We start from the raw sequence: 15,369 nt of genomic DNA, 5'->3' as shown, positions 1-15,369 counted from the left end.
TACCGTGGACGTCAGAGAAAGCAGCCACAGTGCGCACGCCAAAACGCTGGATACTCAGGGGCTGCGCAATGCGTTTTTAGTCGAGCAGGTATTCGAGGCCGACAGGTACACTATGGTTTACAGCCATATCGACCGCATTATTGTGGGCGGAATTATGCCCGTCACGAAAACCGTCTCCGTTGGCGGCGAGGTCGGTAAACAGCTGGGCGTAAATTATTTCCTCGAACGTCGCGAGCTGGGTGTGATTAACATCGGCGGGCCGGGCACCATCACCGTAGACGGACAGTGCTATGAGATTGGCCATCGCGAGGCGCTGTACGTGGGTAAAGGGGCGAAAGACGTGGTTTTTGCCAGCATCGACGCCAGCAGGCCTGCGAAGTTTTACTACAACTGCGCGCCGGCTCACGCCACCTGTCCAACCAAAAAAGTGACCCCGGCAGACGTCGCGCCCGTGACGCTGGGCGACAACCTCACCAGCAACCGCCGCACCATCAATAAGTACTTCGTGCCGGACGTGCTGGAGACGTGCCAGCTGAGTATGGGATTGACCGAGCTGGCGCCTGGCAACCTGTGGAACACCATGCCGTGCCATACCCACGAGCGCCGCATGGAAGTCTACTTCTACTTCAATATGGATGAGGACGCCTGCGTGTTCCACATGATGGGACAGCCGCAGGAAACGCGCCATATCGTGATGCACAACGAGCAGGCGGTGATTTCACCGAGCTGGTCTATTCACTCCGGCGTTGGGACAAAAGCCTACACCTTTATCTGGGGAATGGTGGGCGAAAACCAGGTCTTTGATGATATGGACCATGTTGCGGTCAGCGATCTGCGGTAGTCGCAGGCAGTGAAGCATAAACCTGCCTGTGAGTGACAGGCTCTGAAAGAGTAAGGAATAAACATGATTCTGGATGCATTCTCCCTGCAGGGGAAAGTGGCGGTGGTTTCCGGATGTGATACCGGGCTGGGTCAGGGGATGGCGTTAGGCCTGGCGGAAGCGGGCTGCGATATCGTCGGGATTAATATCGTTGAGCCTACAGAAACCATCGAGCGCGTGACGGCTCTGGGACGCCGTTTCCTGAGCCTGACCGCCGACCTGCGTAAAATCGATACCATTCCTGAACTGCTGGATCGCGCGGTAGCGGAATTCGGCCATATCGACATTCTGGTCAACAACGCCGGGCTGATTCGCCGTGAAGATGCGATCAACTTCAGCGAACGCGACTGGGACGACGTGATGGACCTTAACATCAAGAGCGTATTTTTCATGTCCCAGGCGGCGGCGAAGCATTTTATTGCGCAGGGGAACGGCGGCAAGATCGTGAATATTGCCTCTATGCTCTCGTTCCAGGGGGGAATCCGCGTGCCGTCTTACACCGCGTCCAAAAGCGCCGTGATGGGCGTGACCCGCCTGCTGGCAAACGAGTGGGCGAAACATAATATCAATGTGAATGCCATTGCGCCGGGTTACATGGCGACCAACAACACGCAGCAGCTGCGCGCAGACGAGCAGCGCAGCGCGGAAATACTTGCCCGTATTCCGGCGGGGCGCTGGGGGCTGCCGGGCGATCTGATGGGGCCGGTAGTGTTTCTGGCCTCGTCGGCATCGGACTATATCAACGGCTACACCGTGGCGGTTGATGGCGGCTGGCTGGCGCGATAACCCGCATCGGGTCTGGACCTCTGCTTTCGGGCGGAGGTTTTTTTGCTCAAAAATTGTCAAAGTCCATATGGGTAAACACGAAAAATCCATACTAAAAAATCATGAACGACATCCGTCACACTTTTAATTCTGAAAAATTAATGCATTAGTAAAATAACGTGATTATTAAGCGTTAGTTGAAATTGTAATGTCCATCACAGATCGCTATGTCGCAGCGAAATAATCCATATCTTCACCTTTTCCCGCCTGACACTTTTTCTCGCTATCTCGTAATTTCATTTAACGAATTTTGCTGTTGAGGCAGGAAAAATATGACATCTATAAATGACTCTACCCTAATGCCCGCTGCGCTGCGTGATACTCGCCGCATGAACCAGTTTGTCTCCATTGCCGCCGCCGTGGCTGGCCTGTTATTTGGACTGGATATTGGCGTTATTGCCGGCGCATTACCGTTTATTAGCGATCACTTTACCCTCAGCAGTCGCCTGCAGGAGTGGGTGGTGAGCAGCATGATGCTCGGTGCGGCCATCGGCGCGCTGTTCAACGGCTGGCTGTCGTTCCGTCTGGGGCGCAAATACAGCCTGATGGTCGGGGCAATTCTGTTCGTTGCCGGCTCCATTGGCTCGGCGTTTGCCGCTAACGTTGAAATCCTGCTGCTTTCCCGCGTGCTGCTGGGCGTGGCGGTGGGGATTGCGTCCTACACCGCGCCGCTTTATCTCTCCGAAATGGCGAGCGAAAACGTGCGCGGCAAGATGATCAGCATGTATCAGCTGATGGTCACGCTGGGTATTGTGCTGGCGTTTCTGTCTGACACCTACTTCAGCTACAGCGGCAACTGGCGCGCGATGCTGGGCGTGCTGGCCTTACCGGCGCTGGTGCTGATCGTCCTGGTGATTTTCCTGCCAAACAGCCCGCGCTGGTTGGCGCAAAAAGGGCGCCACGTGGAGGCGGAAGAGGTGCTGCGCATGCTGCGCGATACCTCAGAAAAAGCCCGCGAAGAGCTGAACGAGATCCGCGAAAGCCTGAAGCTGAAGCAGGGAGGCTGGGCGCTGTTTAAAATCAATCGCAACGTACGCCGGGCGGTATTCCTCGGCATGCTTCTGCAGGCGATGCAGCAGTTCACCGGCATGAATATCATCATGTACTACGCGCCGCGGATTTTCAAAATGGCCGGGTTTACCACCACGGAACAGCAGATGATCGCGACCCTGGTGGTCGGGCTGACCTTCATGTTCGCCACCTTTATTGCCGTTTTCACCGTTGACAAGGCGGGCCGTAAACCTGCGCTGAAAATTGGCTTCAGCGTGATGGCGCTCGGCACGCTGATCCTGGGCTACTGCCTGATGCAGTTTGATAACGGTACGGCCTCAAGCGGACTTTCCTGGCTTTCTGTCGGGATGACCATGATGTGTATCGCAGGCTACGCGATGAGCGCCGCGCCGGTGGTCTGGATCCTGTGCTCCGAAATTCAGCCGCTCAAATGCCGTGACTTTGGCATCACCTGTTCCACGACCACCAACTGGGTATCGAACATGATCATCGGCGCGACGTTCCTGACGCTGCTGGACGCGATTGGCGCAGCGGGAACGTTCTGGCTCTATACCGTGCTGAACGTGGCGTTTATTGGCGTCACGTTCTGGCTGATCCCGGAAACCAAAGGCGTGACGCTGGAACACATCGAGCGCAAGCTGATGGCCGGAGAGAAACTTCGAAACATCGGCGTGTGATCGTATTGCCCGTTTACCTGTCCCAACGTATGCAGGGGATAACCAATGTTTGTTTAAAAGGCGCTGAATGCAGCGCCTTTTTTTATTCGCATCGGATGTGTTAAAAAAAGAAACCAACGAAAAGGAGGGATGATGAAAACGATCGGCCTGTTAGGTGGAATGAGCTGGGAATCGACAATCCCTTATTATCGCCTGATTAACGAAGGGGTGAAACTGCGTCTGGGTGGTTTGCACTCCGCAAGCCTGCTGCTGCACAGCGTTGACTTTCATGAAATCGAAGCCTGCCAGTCGAGCGGCGAGTGGGATAAAGCCGGGGAGATCCTGGCCCAGGCGGCGCTTGGGCTGGAGCGTGCTGGCGCCGAGGGTATAGTGCTTTGTACCAATACCATGCACAAAGTGGCGTCGCATATTGAAGACCGCTGCTCGCTGCCGTTTCTGCATATCGCGGACGCGACCGGGCGTGTGATTGCGGCATCCGGGATGCGCCGCGTAGCGCTTTTGGGTACACGCTACACTATGGAGCAGGATTTTTATCGCGGACGTTTGCACAGTGAATTTGGGATCGAGAGCCTGATCCCGGATGAAGACGATCGGGCGCGCATCAATCAGATTATCTTTGACGAGCTCTGCCTCGGTACCTTCAGCGAATCTTCCCGCGCGTATTACGTCAGCGTTATCGATAAACTCGCGCAGCAGGGGGCCGAAGGGGTGATCTTCGGCTGCACGGAGATCGGTTTGCTGGTACCGGTTGAGCGAAGCCCTCTTCCGGTATTTGATACCACCGCTATCCATGCTGCGGATGCCGTGGCGTTTATGTTGTCCTGAGCACCCGTTCTGGTTTACGTGTTGGCGGCGTCATAGGCGGATTGCGCCGCCACAATGGCATCAATATTATTTTCCACCCAGTGCGCAAGCACCGTCACCGTTTCAGTTAATGTCTGGCCAAGCGGTGTCAGGCTGTACTCGACTGTTACAGGTACCGTGGCGAATATCTTTCGCGACACCAGCCCATCACGTTCCAGCTTGCGTAAAGACTGGGTCAGCACCTTTTTGGTGATTCGCTGAATATCGCGTTGAAGATGACTAAAGCGCATCGGTCCCTTCTCCAGACGCGCAAGGATTAACAGTGCCCACTTATCGGCGATACGCGTCAGCACGCCGCGGGTCGGGCAGCGCTCATCGAACACGTTGTAAGGAGGCATCTCCTTTTTCAGAACTGCTGTATGGGTCATGGTGGTTCCCTCGAGGTAACCTGGTGAGGTAAAGGTGCCTTCTTACGCCCGTGAATGTTTGCGTGTATAAAACGACGTAAGGTTTCTATTTGATACCAGGGAACCGAAAATGGCAACGGGCTCGCAGAGCAATTTTAAAGTCGTCTTAATCGTTTGACTCACAAGGCAATATTGCATCAGGAGATCTATCATGAGCGTTGTAGTTATCTATTATTCTGGCTACGGCCATACCAAACGCGTTGCTGAAACTGTCGCCGAGGGCGCGCAGGCTGAGCTTATCGCCATTGACAGTAATGGCGATATTCAGGAAAGCGACTGGCAAAAACTCAACGATGCCAAAGCGATTATTTTTGGCGCGCCAACCTACATGGGAAGCGTACCGTGGCAGTTTAAGAAATTCGCTGACGCGACCTCTAAAGCCTGGTTCGTACGTAGCTGGCAGGACAAAGTGTTCGCGGGATTCAGCAACAGCGCCAGCCTGAACGGTGATAAGCAGGTATCGTTGCAATATCTGCAAACGCTAGCCTCTCAGCACGGTGGGATCTGGGTGAGCCTGGGGCTGCCGCCGTCAAATACTCTCGCGGCAACCCGTCAGGACATTAATAATCTGGGCGGTTCAGTAGGTTTGCTGGTGCAGTCTCCATCGGATGCTGATGCTGGCGCCATTGCCAGCGGCGATCTGCAAACCGCGGTTAAATTCGGCGAGCGTGTTGCGGCCATTGCGAAACGTTTTAACTGAGTTTTCAGACGCCCGCAGTTCAGCGGGGCGTCTGATTCAACATCTTATTTAGCTGGCCCGCCAACATACTTAGCCCTCCCTGTAGATGTTCGCTAAACGCCTCCACGAGCGCCGATGCGGGACGATGCAATGGACGGATTAGGCTAACGGTAAAAGGAACTGAGACGCTAAACCGACGCACAACAATTCCACTTTCCGCATAATCCAGCGCCGTAAGCGGATTCACCACCGCGACGCCGATGCCCGCTCGCACCATCGCGCAAATTGAAGCCGCGCTGTGCGTTTCCACCACCATTCGCCGTTTGACCTGATGCTCGGCAAACAGGGTATCCAGCAGCTGTCTGTAACTGTCGGTCTGCGACAGGCTAATGTAGTTTTCCCCGTGGAAGTCCTCAGGCGTGAGCACCGCCTTACCGGCAAGCCGATGCCCGGCGGGCAGAACGCATACTTCATCTAACGAAAGTAACTCCGTGCGCGCCGTGCCTGCTGGCGTTGAGAGGTTTTCGGTTAGGCCTAAATCATGGCGCTGAGCCGAAAGCCACTCTTCAAGCAGGGGAGATTCCTGAGGCACGATGGTGAGGCTGACCTCCGGGTATCGCGCCAGAAAGGGCTGCAGCAGCATCGGTAAAAAAGATTGCGAGAAGACGGGCAGGCAGACGATCGATAGCTCGCCCTGGCGAAACTCGCGCAGGCTTTCGGCTGCACTCACTATTCTGTCCAGCCCGTACCAGGAGCGCTGAACTTCCTCGAACAGGCGTAGTCCCTGCACCGTAGGGTGAAGCCTGCCCCGGGTGCGTTCGAACAGCTTCAGCCCCAGCACTTTCTCGAAGCGGGCCAGCTCGCGGCTCACCGTCGGCTGCGAGGTATGCAGCATCTGTGCGGCTTCGGTGAGATTGCCGGTGGTCATCACGGCGTGAAAAATCTCGATGTGGCGTAAATTGACGGCGGGCATAGGGCACCTGAAAGCAGAGAACTGTCCATATCATTTTTGCATAGACTCGCGATAAAACGATATTTTTTATTCTCTTTGCGCTGTGGCGTAATCATCAAAACGCATTTATCCGGAGAAGACCATGCCACGCCCGCTGAACCAGACTGATACCGATTTGAACGCCGACAACCTGCTGCGCCTGCCTGCCGAATTTGGCTGTCCGGTGTGGGTCTACGACGCGCAGATTGTCCGCGAGAAGATCGCCGCCCTGCATCAGTTTGACGTGGTGCGTTTTGCCCAGAAGGCCTGCTCCAATATTCATATTCTGCGCCTGATGCGTGAGCAGGGCGTGAAGGTCGACTCCGTCTCGCTTGGCGAAATCGAACGCGCGCTGGCGGCCGGATACGATCCGAAAGCTGACGGCGACGCGATCGTCTTTACCGCCGATGTGATCGACGACGCGACGCTGGCGCGCGTTCACGAGCTGCAGATCCCGGTGAATGCCGGTTCTGTGGATATGCTGGAGCAGCTGGGTCAGGTATCTCCCGGCCATCGCGTCTGGCTGCGGGTGAATCCGGGCTTTGGTCACGGCCACAGCCAAAAAACCAATACCGGCGGCGAAAATAGCAAGCACGGGATCTGGTATGCCGATATGCCTGCCGCGCTGGAGGTATTACAGCGCTACGGCCTGAAGCTGGTGGGTATTCATATGCATATTGGCTCTGGCGTGGATTACGGCCACCTGGAACAGGTGTGCGGCGCGATGGTGCGCCAGGTTGTCGACTTCGGTCAGGATCTGGAGGCGATCTCTGCGGGCGGCGGTCTCTCTATTCCTTATCGCGAAGGTGAAGAGGCGATCGATACCGATCACTATTACGGTCTGTGGAGCGCCGCACGTGACCAAATTGCCGCGCATCTGGGTCATGCCGTAAAGCTGGAAATTGAGCCGGGTCGTTTCCTGGTGGCGGAAGCCGGCGTGCTGGTTTCGCAGGTACGCAGCGTGAAAGAGATGGGCTCTCGCCACTTCGTCTTGATTGACGCAGGCTTTAACGATTTGATGCGTCCGTCCATGTACGGCAGCTATCACCACATTACCGCCCTGGCTGCTGACGGCCGTGATTTAACGCAGGCGCCGCGCATTGAGACGGTCGTTGCGGGGCCGCTGTGCGAATCGGGCGACGTGTTTACCCAGCAGGAAGGCGGCAAAGTGGAAACCCGCGCGCTGCCAGAGGTCAAACCGGGCGATTATCTTGTGCTGCATGACACCGGTGCCTACGGGGCATCTATGTCATCTAACTACAACAGCCGCCCGCTGCTGCCGGAAGTGCTGTTTGATAACGGTAAAGCGCGGCTGATCCGCCGTCGCCAGACCATTCAGGAACTGCTGGCTTTAGAACTCATCTGATTAAAGTACGGCCCCGTTGTGACCGAATCGCGTAAGACCAGCGTGCCGGTAAACGGCGGGATGGCATCGACCGGCTGGTTTTTTGCCAGCCGGATCGCCTGATCGATGGCCGTGACAATCATATTGTCGATGGGCAGATAAACCGATGAGAGCGCAGGCTCCAGCCATTTCGCGCTTGGGGCATCGTCAAAGCCGAACAGTGAAATATCCTGCGGGATTTTAAGCCCCGCCTGGTGCAACGCTTTAGACGCACCCAGCGCCATATCGTCGTTACAGGCAAACAGGGCGCTAAACGGTACTCCGTCGGCAATCAATTCCTTGCAAAGCTCGTATCCCCGCGTCATTCCCGCATCGCCGTACTTTATCCGACGCTCGTCCAGACGAATACCATGCTTTTCCAGCGCCTTGCGATAGCCCATCAGCCGCGCTTTACCCGTGGGAGTGTGGATCGGGACGGTGATACAGGCGATCTCCCGATGGCCCTGGCCGATCAGGTAATCCACGGCCTTGAATGCGGCATCCTGCTGTTCGAAGAACACGCAGCGATCCGGCGCCTGGCTCACTTCACGGTTAATGACCACCAGCGGCGTTTTCACGGTGTTCATCAGTTTGACGATCGCTTTTTCGCTCATGTAGCGCGTGTAAAGCACGATGGCATCGCACTGGCGATCGGCCAGCATCTGCACCGCCTGTTCTTCCTGTTCCGGCGCGTCGTGACCGTCGGTGACGATCAGCTGTTTGCCGTGAGTTTCGGTCTGCCGCGACGCCTGCTGGAGAAGGCGGCCAAAATAAAAGCCGTCAAAGGTCGAGACGACCAGACCAATGCTGTTGCTGGTCTGGTTAGCCAGCGAGCGCGCGAGAAAGTTCGGGCGATAGCCCAGCTCTTCCATCGCAGCAAACACCTGCTGACGCGTACTCTCTTTTACCTGACCTGTGCCGTTCAGCACGCGCGATACCGTGGCCTTCGACACGCCCGCGCGCAGTGATACATCCAGCATTGTTGCCATTCTACATTCCTGCTTCCACGTAACGATCTGCAGTTTACCACAGAGCTTATGCCGTATAAGCGATGCGGGAAGCGCAAAAACTCTGCCACGATCACGCTTTTTGGTAACGATTCGTCCGGCCAGCCTGAAGTCAAACTCAATAGCCTGACTCTGGTAAGATAATCACCGAACCGGGCTGGAGCTTCAGGCCAGTAAATACATGAGAAAATGCAGGTGAAACGTGAAAAAGATAGCCATCCTCCCGCTTTACCAGGCTCCACACTTCGCAGAGCAGGTTACCGACTGGATCTGGCAGGCCTTTGGCGAAGGGCTTCCTCGGGAATTTTTCCACAGCATCGTTGAGCATAGCCAGACCCCGGGGGCACTACCGTTAACGTTTATTGCCCTTGAAGGCGAACAGCTTCTTGGCACGGTAGGGCTCTGGCGCTGCGATTTGATCACCCGACAGGATCTCTTTCCATGGCTGGCGGCGCTGTACGTTGATGAGGCGGCGCGAGGTAAGGGGCTGGCGGGACAACTTCAGCAGCATGTTATCGCTTACGCAGCGCAGTCCGGGTATGAGGAGCTCCATCTCTGGTCTGCCTGCCGCGACTTCTACGAACGTTACGGCTGGCAGTACATCGGTGATGGTCTGGAATACCCGAACACGCGGGTTCACCTCTACCGTTATTCGCTCTGCGCTTCCGCAGGCGATGCAACGGAGTGACGACGAACCAGCGTCGGGCTAAACAGATGCGTAATTTCCGGCGGCTGGCGCTGTTCAGCCAGCGCTAGCGCCAGCTCGGCGGCCTGCGTTGCCATGGTGATGATTGGGTAGCGCACGGTGGTCAGACGCGGGCGAACGTAGCGGGAGACCAGCACGTCGTCGAAGCCAATCAGCGAAATTTCTGCCGGTACCTCAATTCCGTTGTCATTCAACACCCCCATCGCCCCTGCTGCCATTGAGTCGTTATAGCTGGCAACCGCCGTGAAATTCCGTCCGCGACCCAGCAGCTCGGTCATTGCCTGTTCACCGCCGCTCTCATCCGGTTCACCGTAGGCCACCAGGCGGTCATTACACGGCAGCCCGTTTTCACGAAGGGCATCGTAGTAGCCCTGCAGGCGGTCCTCTGCATCAGAAATCGGATGATTTGAACAGAGATAGCCAATTCGGGTATGGCCCTGCTGAATAAGGTGCCGCGTTGCAAGCCAGGCACCGTAGCGGTCATCGAGGGCCACGCAGCGTTTTTCAAATCCGGGAATAATGCGGTTGATGATCACCATTCCGGGCATCTGCTTCATCAGGTGAATCAGCTCGGCGTCCGGGATCATTTTGGCGTGAACCACCAGCGCCGCGCAGCGGTGGCGGATCAGCTGTTCAATGGCCTGGCGTTCTTTTTGTTCATTATGATAGCCATTGCCGATCAGCAAAAAATTACCTGTCTGATAAGAAACCTGTTCAACCGCTTTAACCATGGCGCCGAAAAAGGGATCGGAAACATCACCCACCACCAGCCCAATGGTTTCGGTGGACTGCTGGGCGAGCGCGCGGGCATTGGCATTGGGATGATAGTTCAGGGATTCCATGGCATTTTGTACCGCCTGGCGCGATGCGTCACTGGCTTTTGGGGAGTCGTTAATCACGCGGGAGACGGTTGCCACCGACACGCCTGCCAGACGGGCCACATCCTTTATTGTCGCCATTCATTACCTTCTTATTGGGGGTAAGCGTTTACACACCAAATAGTGTTGCGGAAAAGCGGCGCGCATTCAAGGGGAGCGGATTTCCGCACTCCACAAACGTGACGCAGGACAACCCTGGTGGTGTAATCGTTACACGCACAGTCATGTCTGAAGAATGTCAATCTGAACCTTTGATTACACTTTGCCTCAGGCTGTTGCGATTGTCCGATGGCGAGGATGTTAATGAGATTGATACAGTTGAGATCCCAGAGGTATTGATTGGTGAGAATTCTTAGTACGATTTCGTACTCATCTCTTGCACCAACCTGCGCGGATGCGCAGGTTTTTTTTCGCCTCCACTTTTGCTGTCGCTCCCGTATCACTTATCGTGTAATCTGCCACCATTTACTATCAACCCTCCACACTGGCTGGCAAAGGGAGTTGAGATGCTATTTGGGTTCTTCCGTACACTGTTCCGTATTCTTTTTCGCCTCCACGTCACTGGCGATGCCCAGGCGCTTCGCGGCGAACGCGTTCTTATCACACCAAATCATGTTTCCTTTATAGATGGCATCCTGCTGGCGCTGTTTTTACCCGTGCGCCCGGTGTTTGCGGTCTATACCTCTATCAGCCAGCAGTGGTACATGCGCTGGCTCACGCCGCTGATTGATTTTGTGCCGCTCGACCCGACCAAGCCGATGATGATTAAGCATCTGGTGCGTCTGGTTGAGCAGGGGCGTCCGGTGGTTATTTTCCCTGAAGGGCGTATTTCAGTGACCGGTTCGCTGATGAAAATCTACGACGGCGCGGGGTTTGTTGCAGCGAAGTCAAAAGCGACCGTGGTGCCGCTGCGCATTGAAGGCGCGGAGCTAACCCATTTCAGCCGCCTGAAGGGGCTGGTGAAGCAGCGTCTGTTCCCTAAAATAACCCTGCATATTCTGCCGCCAACGTCGTTACCGATGCCAGAAGCGCCGCGTGCCCGCGATCGCCGTAAAATCGCCGGGGAAATGCTGCACCAGATTATGATGGAAGCGCGCATGGCCGTGCGCCCGCGCGAAACGCTGTACGAATCTCTGCTATCCGCGCAGTACCGCTATGGCGCGAAGAAAAACTGCATCGAAGACATCAACTTTACCCCGGACACCTATCGCAAACTGCTGACCAAAACCCTGTTTGTGGGCCGTATTCTGGAGAAGTACAGCAAAAAAGGCGAAAAGATTGGCCTGATGCTGCCTAATGCGGGCATTAGCGCGGCGGTGATTTTCGGTGCGGTTTCCCGGGGCCGTATCCCGGCAATGATGAACTACACGGCGGGCGTAAAAGGGTTGACCAGCGCCATCACCGCAGCCCAGATTAATACCGTCTTTACCTCCCGACAGTTCCTGGACAAAGGCAAGCTCTGGCATCTTCCCGAGCAGCTCACCCAGGTGCGCTGGGTCTTCCTGGAGGATCTGAAAGCGGACGTGACCACCGGCGACAAGCTATGGATTTTTGCGCATCTTCTGATGCCGCGTCTGGCGCAGGTCAAACAGCAGCCGGAAGATGACGCGATTATCCTCTTCACGTCGGGATCGGAGGGCAACCCGAAAGGCGTCGTCCACAGCCACAAGAGCATTCTGGCGAACGTTGAGCAGATCAAAAGCATTGCCGACTTTACCGCGAATGACCGCTTTATGTCGGCGCTGCCGCTTTTCCACTCTTTTGGCCTGACGGTGGGGCTGTTCACGCCGCTCCTGACCGGCGCAGAAGTGTTCCTCTACCCGAGCCCGCTGCATTACCGCATTGTGCCGGAGCTGGTCTATGACCGTAACTGCACCGTCCTGTTCGGAACCTCAACCTTCCTGGGCAACTATGCGCGTTTCGCCAATCCGTATGACTTCTATCGCGTGCGGTATGTGGTGGCCGGTGCGGAAAAACTTCAGGAGAGCACGCGCCAGATCTGGCAGGACAAGTTTGGCCTGCGCATTCTTGAAGGCTATGGCGTTACCGAGTGTGCGCCCGTGGTCTCGATTAACGTGCCGATGGCGGCGAAACCGGGTACGGTTGGCCGAATCCTGCCGGGAATGGATGCGCGTCTGCTGGCGGTGCCGGGCATTGAGGACGGTGGCCGTCTGCAGCTGAAAGGGCCAAACGTGATGAACGGTTATCTGCGCGTGGAAAACCCGGGCGTGCTGGAAGCGCCGACGGCGGAAAACGTCAACGGCGAGGTTGAAACCGGCTGGTACGACACCGGGGATATCGTCCGTTTCGATGAGCAGGGCTTTGTACAGATTCAGGGACGCGCGAAACGCTTTGCCAAAATCGCCGGTGAAATGGTCTCTCTGGAAATGGTCGAACAGCTGGCAACGGCCGTGTCTGTGGATAAGATGCATGCTACGGTGGTGAAGAGTGATGCCAGCAAAGGCGAGGCGCTGGTGCTGTTTACGACCGACGCTGAACTTAAGCGCGACAGGTTACTGAGCTATGCGCGTGAACACGGTATCCCTGAACTGGCCGTGCCGCGCGACATTCGCTACCTGAAGCAGCTCCCGGTGCTGGGTAGCGGGAAGCCCGATTTCGTGACCCTGAAAGGCATGGTTGAAGAGGCGGAACAGCAAAATGCGTGAGTCAGTACACACTAACACCTCACTGCGTTCAAAAGGCATGATGGCGGTCATTGCCGCGCAGTTCCTCTCTGCGTTCGGTGATAATGCGCTGTTGTTCGCCACGCTGGCGCTGCTGAAAGCCGAGTTTTACCCCGACTGGAGCCAGCCGATCCTGCAGATGGTGTTTGTGGGCGCTTACATTATCTTTGCTCCGTTCGTCGGGCAGGTAGCGGACAGCTTCCCGAAAGGCCGGGTGATGATGTTTGCCAACGGTCTCAAGCTGCTGGGTGCCGCCAGCATTTGCTTTGGCTTCAATCCGTTTATTGGCTACACGCTGGTGGGCATTGGCGCTGCCGCCTACTCCCCGGCAAAGTATGGAATCCTCGGCGAGCTGACCACGGGCGATAAGCTGGTGAAAGCCAACGGCCTGATGGAGTCGTCAACCATTGCCGCTATTCTGCTCGGATCCGTCGCGGGCGGCGTACTGGCCGACTGGCATGTCCTGGCGGCACTGGGCATCTGCGCGGTGGTGTATGGCGGGGCAGTTGTGGCAAACCTCTTTATTCCGAAGCTGCCAGTGGCTCGCCCGGGGCAATCCTGGCGCTTCAAACCGATGACCGGCAGTTTCTTCAACGCGTGCCGTGTGCTGTGGTGTAACGGGGAAACGCGTTTCTCCCTGATGGGGACCAGTATGTTCTGGGGGGCGGGCGTCACGCTGCGCTTCCTGCTGGTCCTGTGGGTGCCGGTGGCGCTGGGCATTACGGACAATGCGACGCCGACCTATCTTAATGCGATGGTGGCCATCGGCATTGTGGTTGGGGCGGGTGCGGCGGCGAAGCTGGTGACGCTCGAGACGGTAGCGCGCTGCATGCCCGCAGGGATCCTGATTGGCGTCGTGGTGCTTATCTTCTCGCTGCAGCATGCGTTATTGCCCGCGTATGTCCTCCTCATCCTGATTGGTATTCTGGGGGGCTTCTTCGTGGTGCCGCTGAACGCGTTGCTGCAGGAACGGGGTAAGCAGACCGTCGGGGCGGGAAATGCTATCGCGGTACAAAACCTGGGTGAAAACCTGGCAATGCTGTTAATGCTGGGGCTCTACTCGCTGGCGGTAAAAGTGGGTGTGCCGGTGGTGGGGATCGGCGTCGGGTTTGGCGGGCTGTTTGCGATTGCGATCGCGGGCTTGTGGATTTGGCAGCGTCGCCGTTGATAAGTGAGGCCTGATGTCCTCACCCCGACCTCTCCCGCAGGGAGAGGGGGCAACCTCTAAAACGGCAACCTGCGTTGCCGTTTTGCTTTTATTAAGGTGCCGGGTAAGTGTATACCTGATGCACCGCTTCAATCTCTGCTAACACGTCTTCACTCAGGTTCAGGTGGAAACTCTCAATATTGGTTTTCAGCTGTTCCATCGTGGTCGCGCCCAGCAGGGTGCTGGCAACAAACGGCTGACGACGCACGAAGGCCAGCGCCATCTGTGCAGGGTCAAGACCGTGACGCTTTGCGATATCCACATAGGCAGCAACGGCTTTCTGCGTCTGCTCTCCGCTGTAGCGGGTGAAGCGGCTAAAGAGGGTATTTCGCGCCCCCGCCGGCTTCGCGCCGTTCAGGTATTTCCCCGTCAGCGTGCCGAAGCCGAGACAGGAATAGGCGAGCAGCTCTACCTCTTCATACTGTGTCACTTCAGCCAGACCCACCTCATAGCTGCGGTTAAGCAAGCTGTACGGGTTCTGGATAGTCACAATACGCGGCAGATCGTGCTTATCCGCCAGGTGCAGATAGCGCATGACCCCAAAGGCCGTTTCGTTAGATACGCCAATGTAGCGGATTTTTCCCGCGCGCTGGCACTCGGTCAGCGCTTCCAGCGTTTCCAGCAGCGTCACGGTGGGGGCGCTCTCATTCCAGCTGTATCCGAGCTTGCCAAAGCAGTTGGTTGGTCGCTGCGGCCAGTGCACCTGGTAGAGGTCGAGATAGTCGGTTTGCAGGCGCTTCAGGCTGGCATCCAGAGCGGCGCGGATATTCTTGCGATCGAGGATCTGGTTCGGACGGATCCCGGTATCGTTATTGCGCGCGGGGCCACTGACTTTTGAGGCAATCACCAGCTTTTCACGGTTGCCGCGCTTTGCCAGCCAGTTACCGACGTAAGTTTCGGTAAGTCCCTGCGTTTCAGGGCGTGGCGGAACTGGGTACATTTCTGCAACATCAATCAGGTTAATGCCCTGGCTGACGGCGTAATCGAGTTGTGCATGGGCATCGGCTTCGCTGTTTTGTTCACCAAATGTCATCGTGCCCAACCCCAGTTGGCTTATTTCCAGAGCGCTGTGGGGGATACGGTGATAATGCATAGCCGGCTTCCTCAGTAGACTTATAGACCGCGTCAGGGCGTGCCCGACAAAGGAATATAAACATGGCAGAGGGGAA

The 15,369-nt window shown here is 56.4% G+C and carries 14 protein-coding genes; 9 read left to right on the top strand and 5 right to left on the bottom strand.

Annotated features, from left to right (window positions below):
• Positions 1-4 precede the first annotated feature (4 nt).
• From kduI to KGP22_RS18120, 4 genes are all read left to right on the top strand, one after another.
• Complete coding sequence (gene kduI, locus KGP22_RS18135) at positions 5-841, top strand: 5-dehydro-4-deoxy-D-glucuronate isomerase (protein ID WP_223580454.1); 837 nt, start codon at positions 5-7, stop codon at positions 839-841.
• 63 nt (positions 842-904) lie between these two features.
• Complete coding sequence (kduD, locus tag KGP22_RS18130; protein WP_223580453.1) at positions 905-1,666, top strand: 2-dehydro-3-deoxy-D-gluconate 5-dehydrogenase KduD; 762 nt, start codon at positions 905-907, stop codon at positions 1,664-1,666.
• Between the two features lie 311 nt (positions 1,667-1,977).
• Positions 1,978-3,393 (top strand): sugar porter family MFS transporter, encoded by a 1,416-nt coding sequence (locus tag KGP22_RS18125; RefSeq protein WP_149367469.1) that lies wholly within the window; start codon positions 1,978-1,980, stop codon positions 3,391-3,393.
• Between the two features lie 132 nt (positions 3,394-3,525).
• Positions 3,526-4,218 (top strand): aspartate/glutamate racemase, encoded by a 693-nt coding sequence (locus KGP22_RS18120; protein ID WP_223582473.1) that lies wholly within the window; start codon positions 3,526-3,528, stop codon positions 4,216-4,218.
• A 14-nt stretch (positions 4,219-4,232) separates the two neighbouring features.
• Here the strand turns inward: KGP22_RS18120 and KGP22_RS18115 are convergent, their stop codons facing one another.
• Complete coding sequence (locus tag KGP22_RS18115; protein ID WP_111966092.1) at positions 4,233-4,625, bottom strand: helix-turn-helix domain-containing protein; 393 nt, start codon at positions 4,623-4,625, stop codon at positions 4,233-4,235.
• A 187-nt stretch (positions 4,626-4,812) separates the two neighbouring features.
• Here KGP22_RS18115 and KGP22_RS18110 point away from each other — a divergent pair, with 187 nt between their 5' ends.
• On the top strand, positions 4,813-5,364 hold the full coding sequence (locus KGP22_RS18110; RefSeq protein ID WP_173647440.1) for a flavodoxin family protein: 552 nt from the start codon (positions 4,813-4,815) through the stop codon (positions 5,362-5,364).
• A gap of 19 nt (positions 5,365-5,383) precedes the next feature.
• On the opposite strand, the gene KGP22_RS18105 is transcribed toward KGP22_RS18110, so the two are convergent.
• Positions 5,384-6,316, bottom strand: coding sequence for a LysR family transcriptional regulator (locus KGP22_RS18105; protein WP_111966091.1), 933 nt, complete (start codon positions 6,314-6,316; stop codon positions 5,384-5,386).
• Positions 6,317-6,437: 121 nt separating this feature from the next.
• On the opposite strand from KGP22_RS18105, the gene lysA reads away from it, so the two are divergent.
• Positions 6,438-7,700 carry a diaminopimelate decarboxylase gene (gene lysA, locus KGP22_RS18100; RefSeq protein WP_223580452.1) on the top strand — a complete coding sequence of 421 codons (1,263 nt, stop codon included), beginning with the start codon at positions 6,438-6,440 and terminating at the stop codon, positions 7,698-7,700.
• Here lysA and KGP22_RS18095 read toward each other — a convergent pair.
• Entirely contained in the window at positions 7,670-8,707 is a 1,038-nt protein-coding gene (locus KGP22_RS18095) for a LacI family DNA-binding transcriptional regulator (RefSeq protein WP_111966089.1), read from the bottom strand. The two genes, lysA and KGP22_RS18095, sit on opposite strands and share 31 nt — an antisense overlap.
• Positions 8,708-8,936: 229 nt before the next feature.
• Here KGP22_RS18095 and KGP22_RS18090 point away from each other — a divergent pair, with 229 nt between their 5' ends.
• On the top strand, positions 8,937-9,413 hold the full coding sequence (locus KGP22_RS18090) for a GNAT family N-acetyltransferase (protein ID WP_223582471.1): 477 nt from the start codon (positions 8,937-8,939) through the stop codon (positions 9,411-9,413).
• Here KGP22_RS18090 and galR read toward each other — a convergent pair.
• A complete protein-coding gene (gene galR / locus KGP22_RS18085) occupies positions 9,374-10,390 on the bottom strand; it encodes an HTH-type transcriptional regulator GalR (RefSeq protein WP_127732218.1) in 1,017 nt (338 codons plus the stop codon). The two genes, KGP22_RS18090 and galR, sit on opposite strands and share 40 nt — an antisense overlap.
• Before the next feature lie 425 nt (positions 10,391-10,815).
• Between galR and aas the strand changes: the two genes are divergently transcribed.
• Both aas and lplT read left to right on the top strand, forming a co-directional pair.
• The gene (gene aas, locus KGP22_RS18080; protein ID WP_223580450.1) at positions 10,816-12,975 is read left to right on the top strand and encodes a bifunctional acyl-ACP--phospholipid O-acyltransferase/long-chain-fatty-acid--ACP ligase; all 2,160 of its coding nucleotides are present in this window, start codon (positions 10,816-10,818) and stop codon (positions 12,973-12,975) included.
• Complete coding sequence (gene lplT, locus KGP22_RS18075) at positions 12,968-14,161, top strand: lysophospholipid transporter LplT (protein WP_223580447.1); 1,194 nt, start codon at positions 12,968-12,970, stop codon at positions 14,159-14,161. The genes aas and lplT overlap by 8 nt, the downstream gene beginning before the upstream one ends.
• A gap of 91 nt (positions 14,162-14,252) precedes the next feature.
• On the opposite strand, the gene KGP22_RS18070 is transcribed toward lplT, so the two are convergent.
• Complete coding sequence (locus KGP22_RS18070; protein WP_111966084.1) at positions 14,253-15,293, bottom strand: NADP(H)-dependent aldo-keto reductase; 1,041 nt, start codon at positions 15,291-15,293, stop codon at positions 14,253-14,255.
• Between the last annotated feature and the right edge of the window lie 76 nt (positions 15,294-15,369).

Origin of the sequence: Enterobacter sp. JBIWA005 (assembly GCF_019968805.1) — a bacterium.
GTDB classification, from domain to species: domain Bacteria; phylum Pseudomonadota; class Gammaproteobacteria; order Enterobacterales; family Enterobacteriaceae; genus Enterobacter; species Enterobacter vonholyi.
This window is presented reverse-complemented; position numbering and strand designations above follow the sequence as displayed.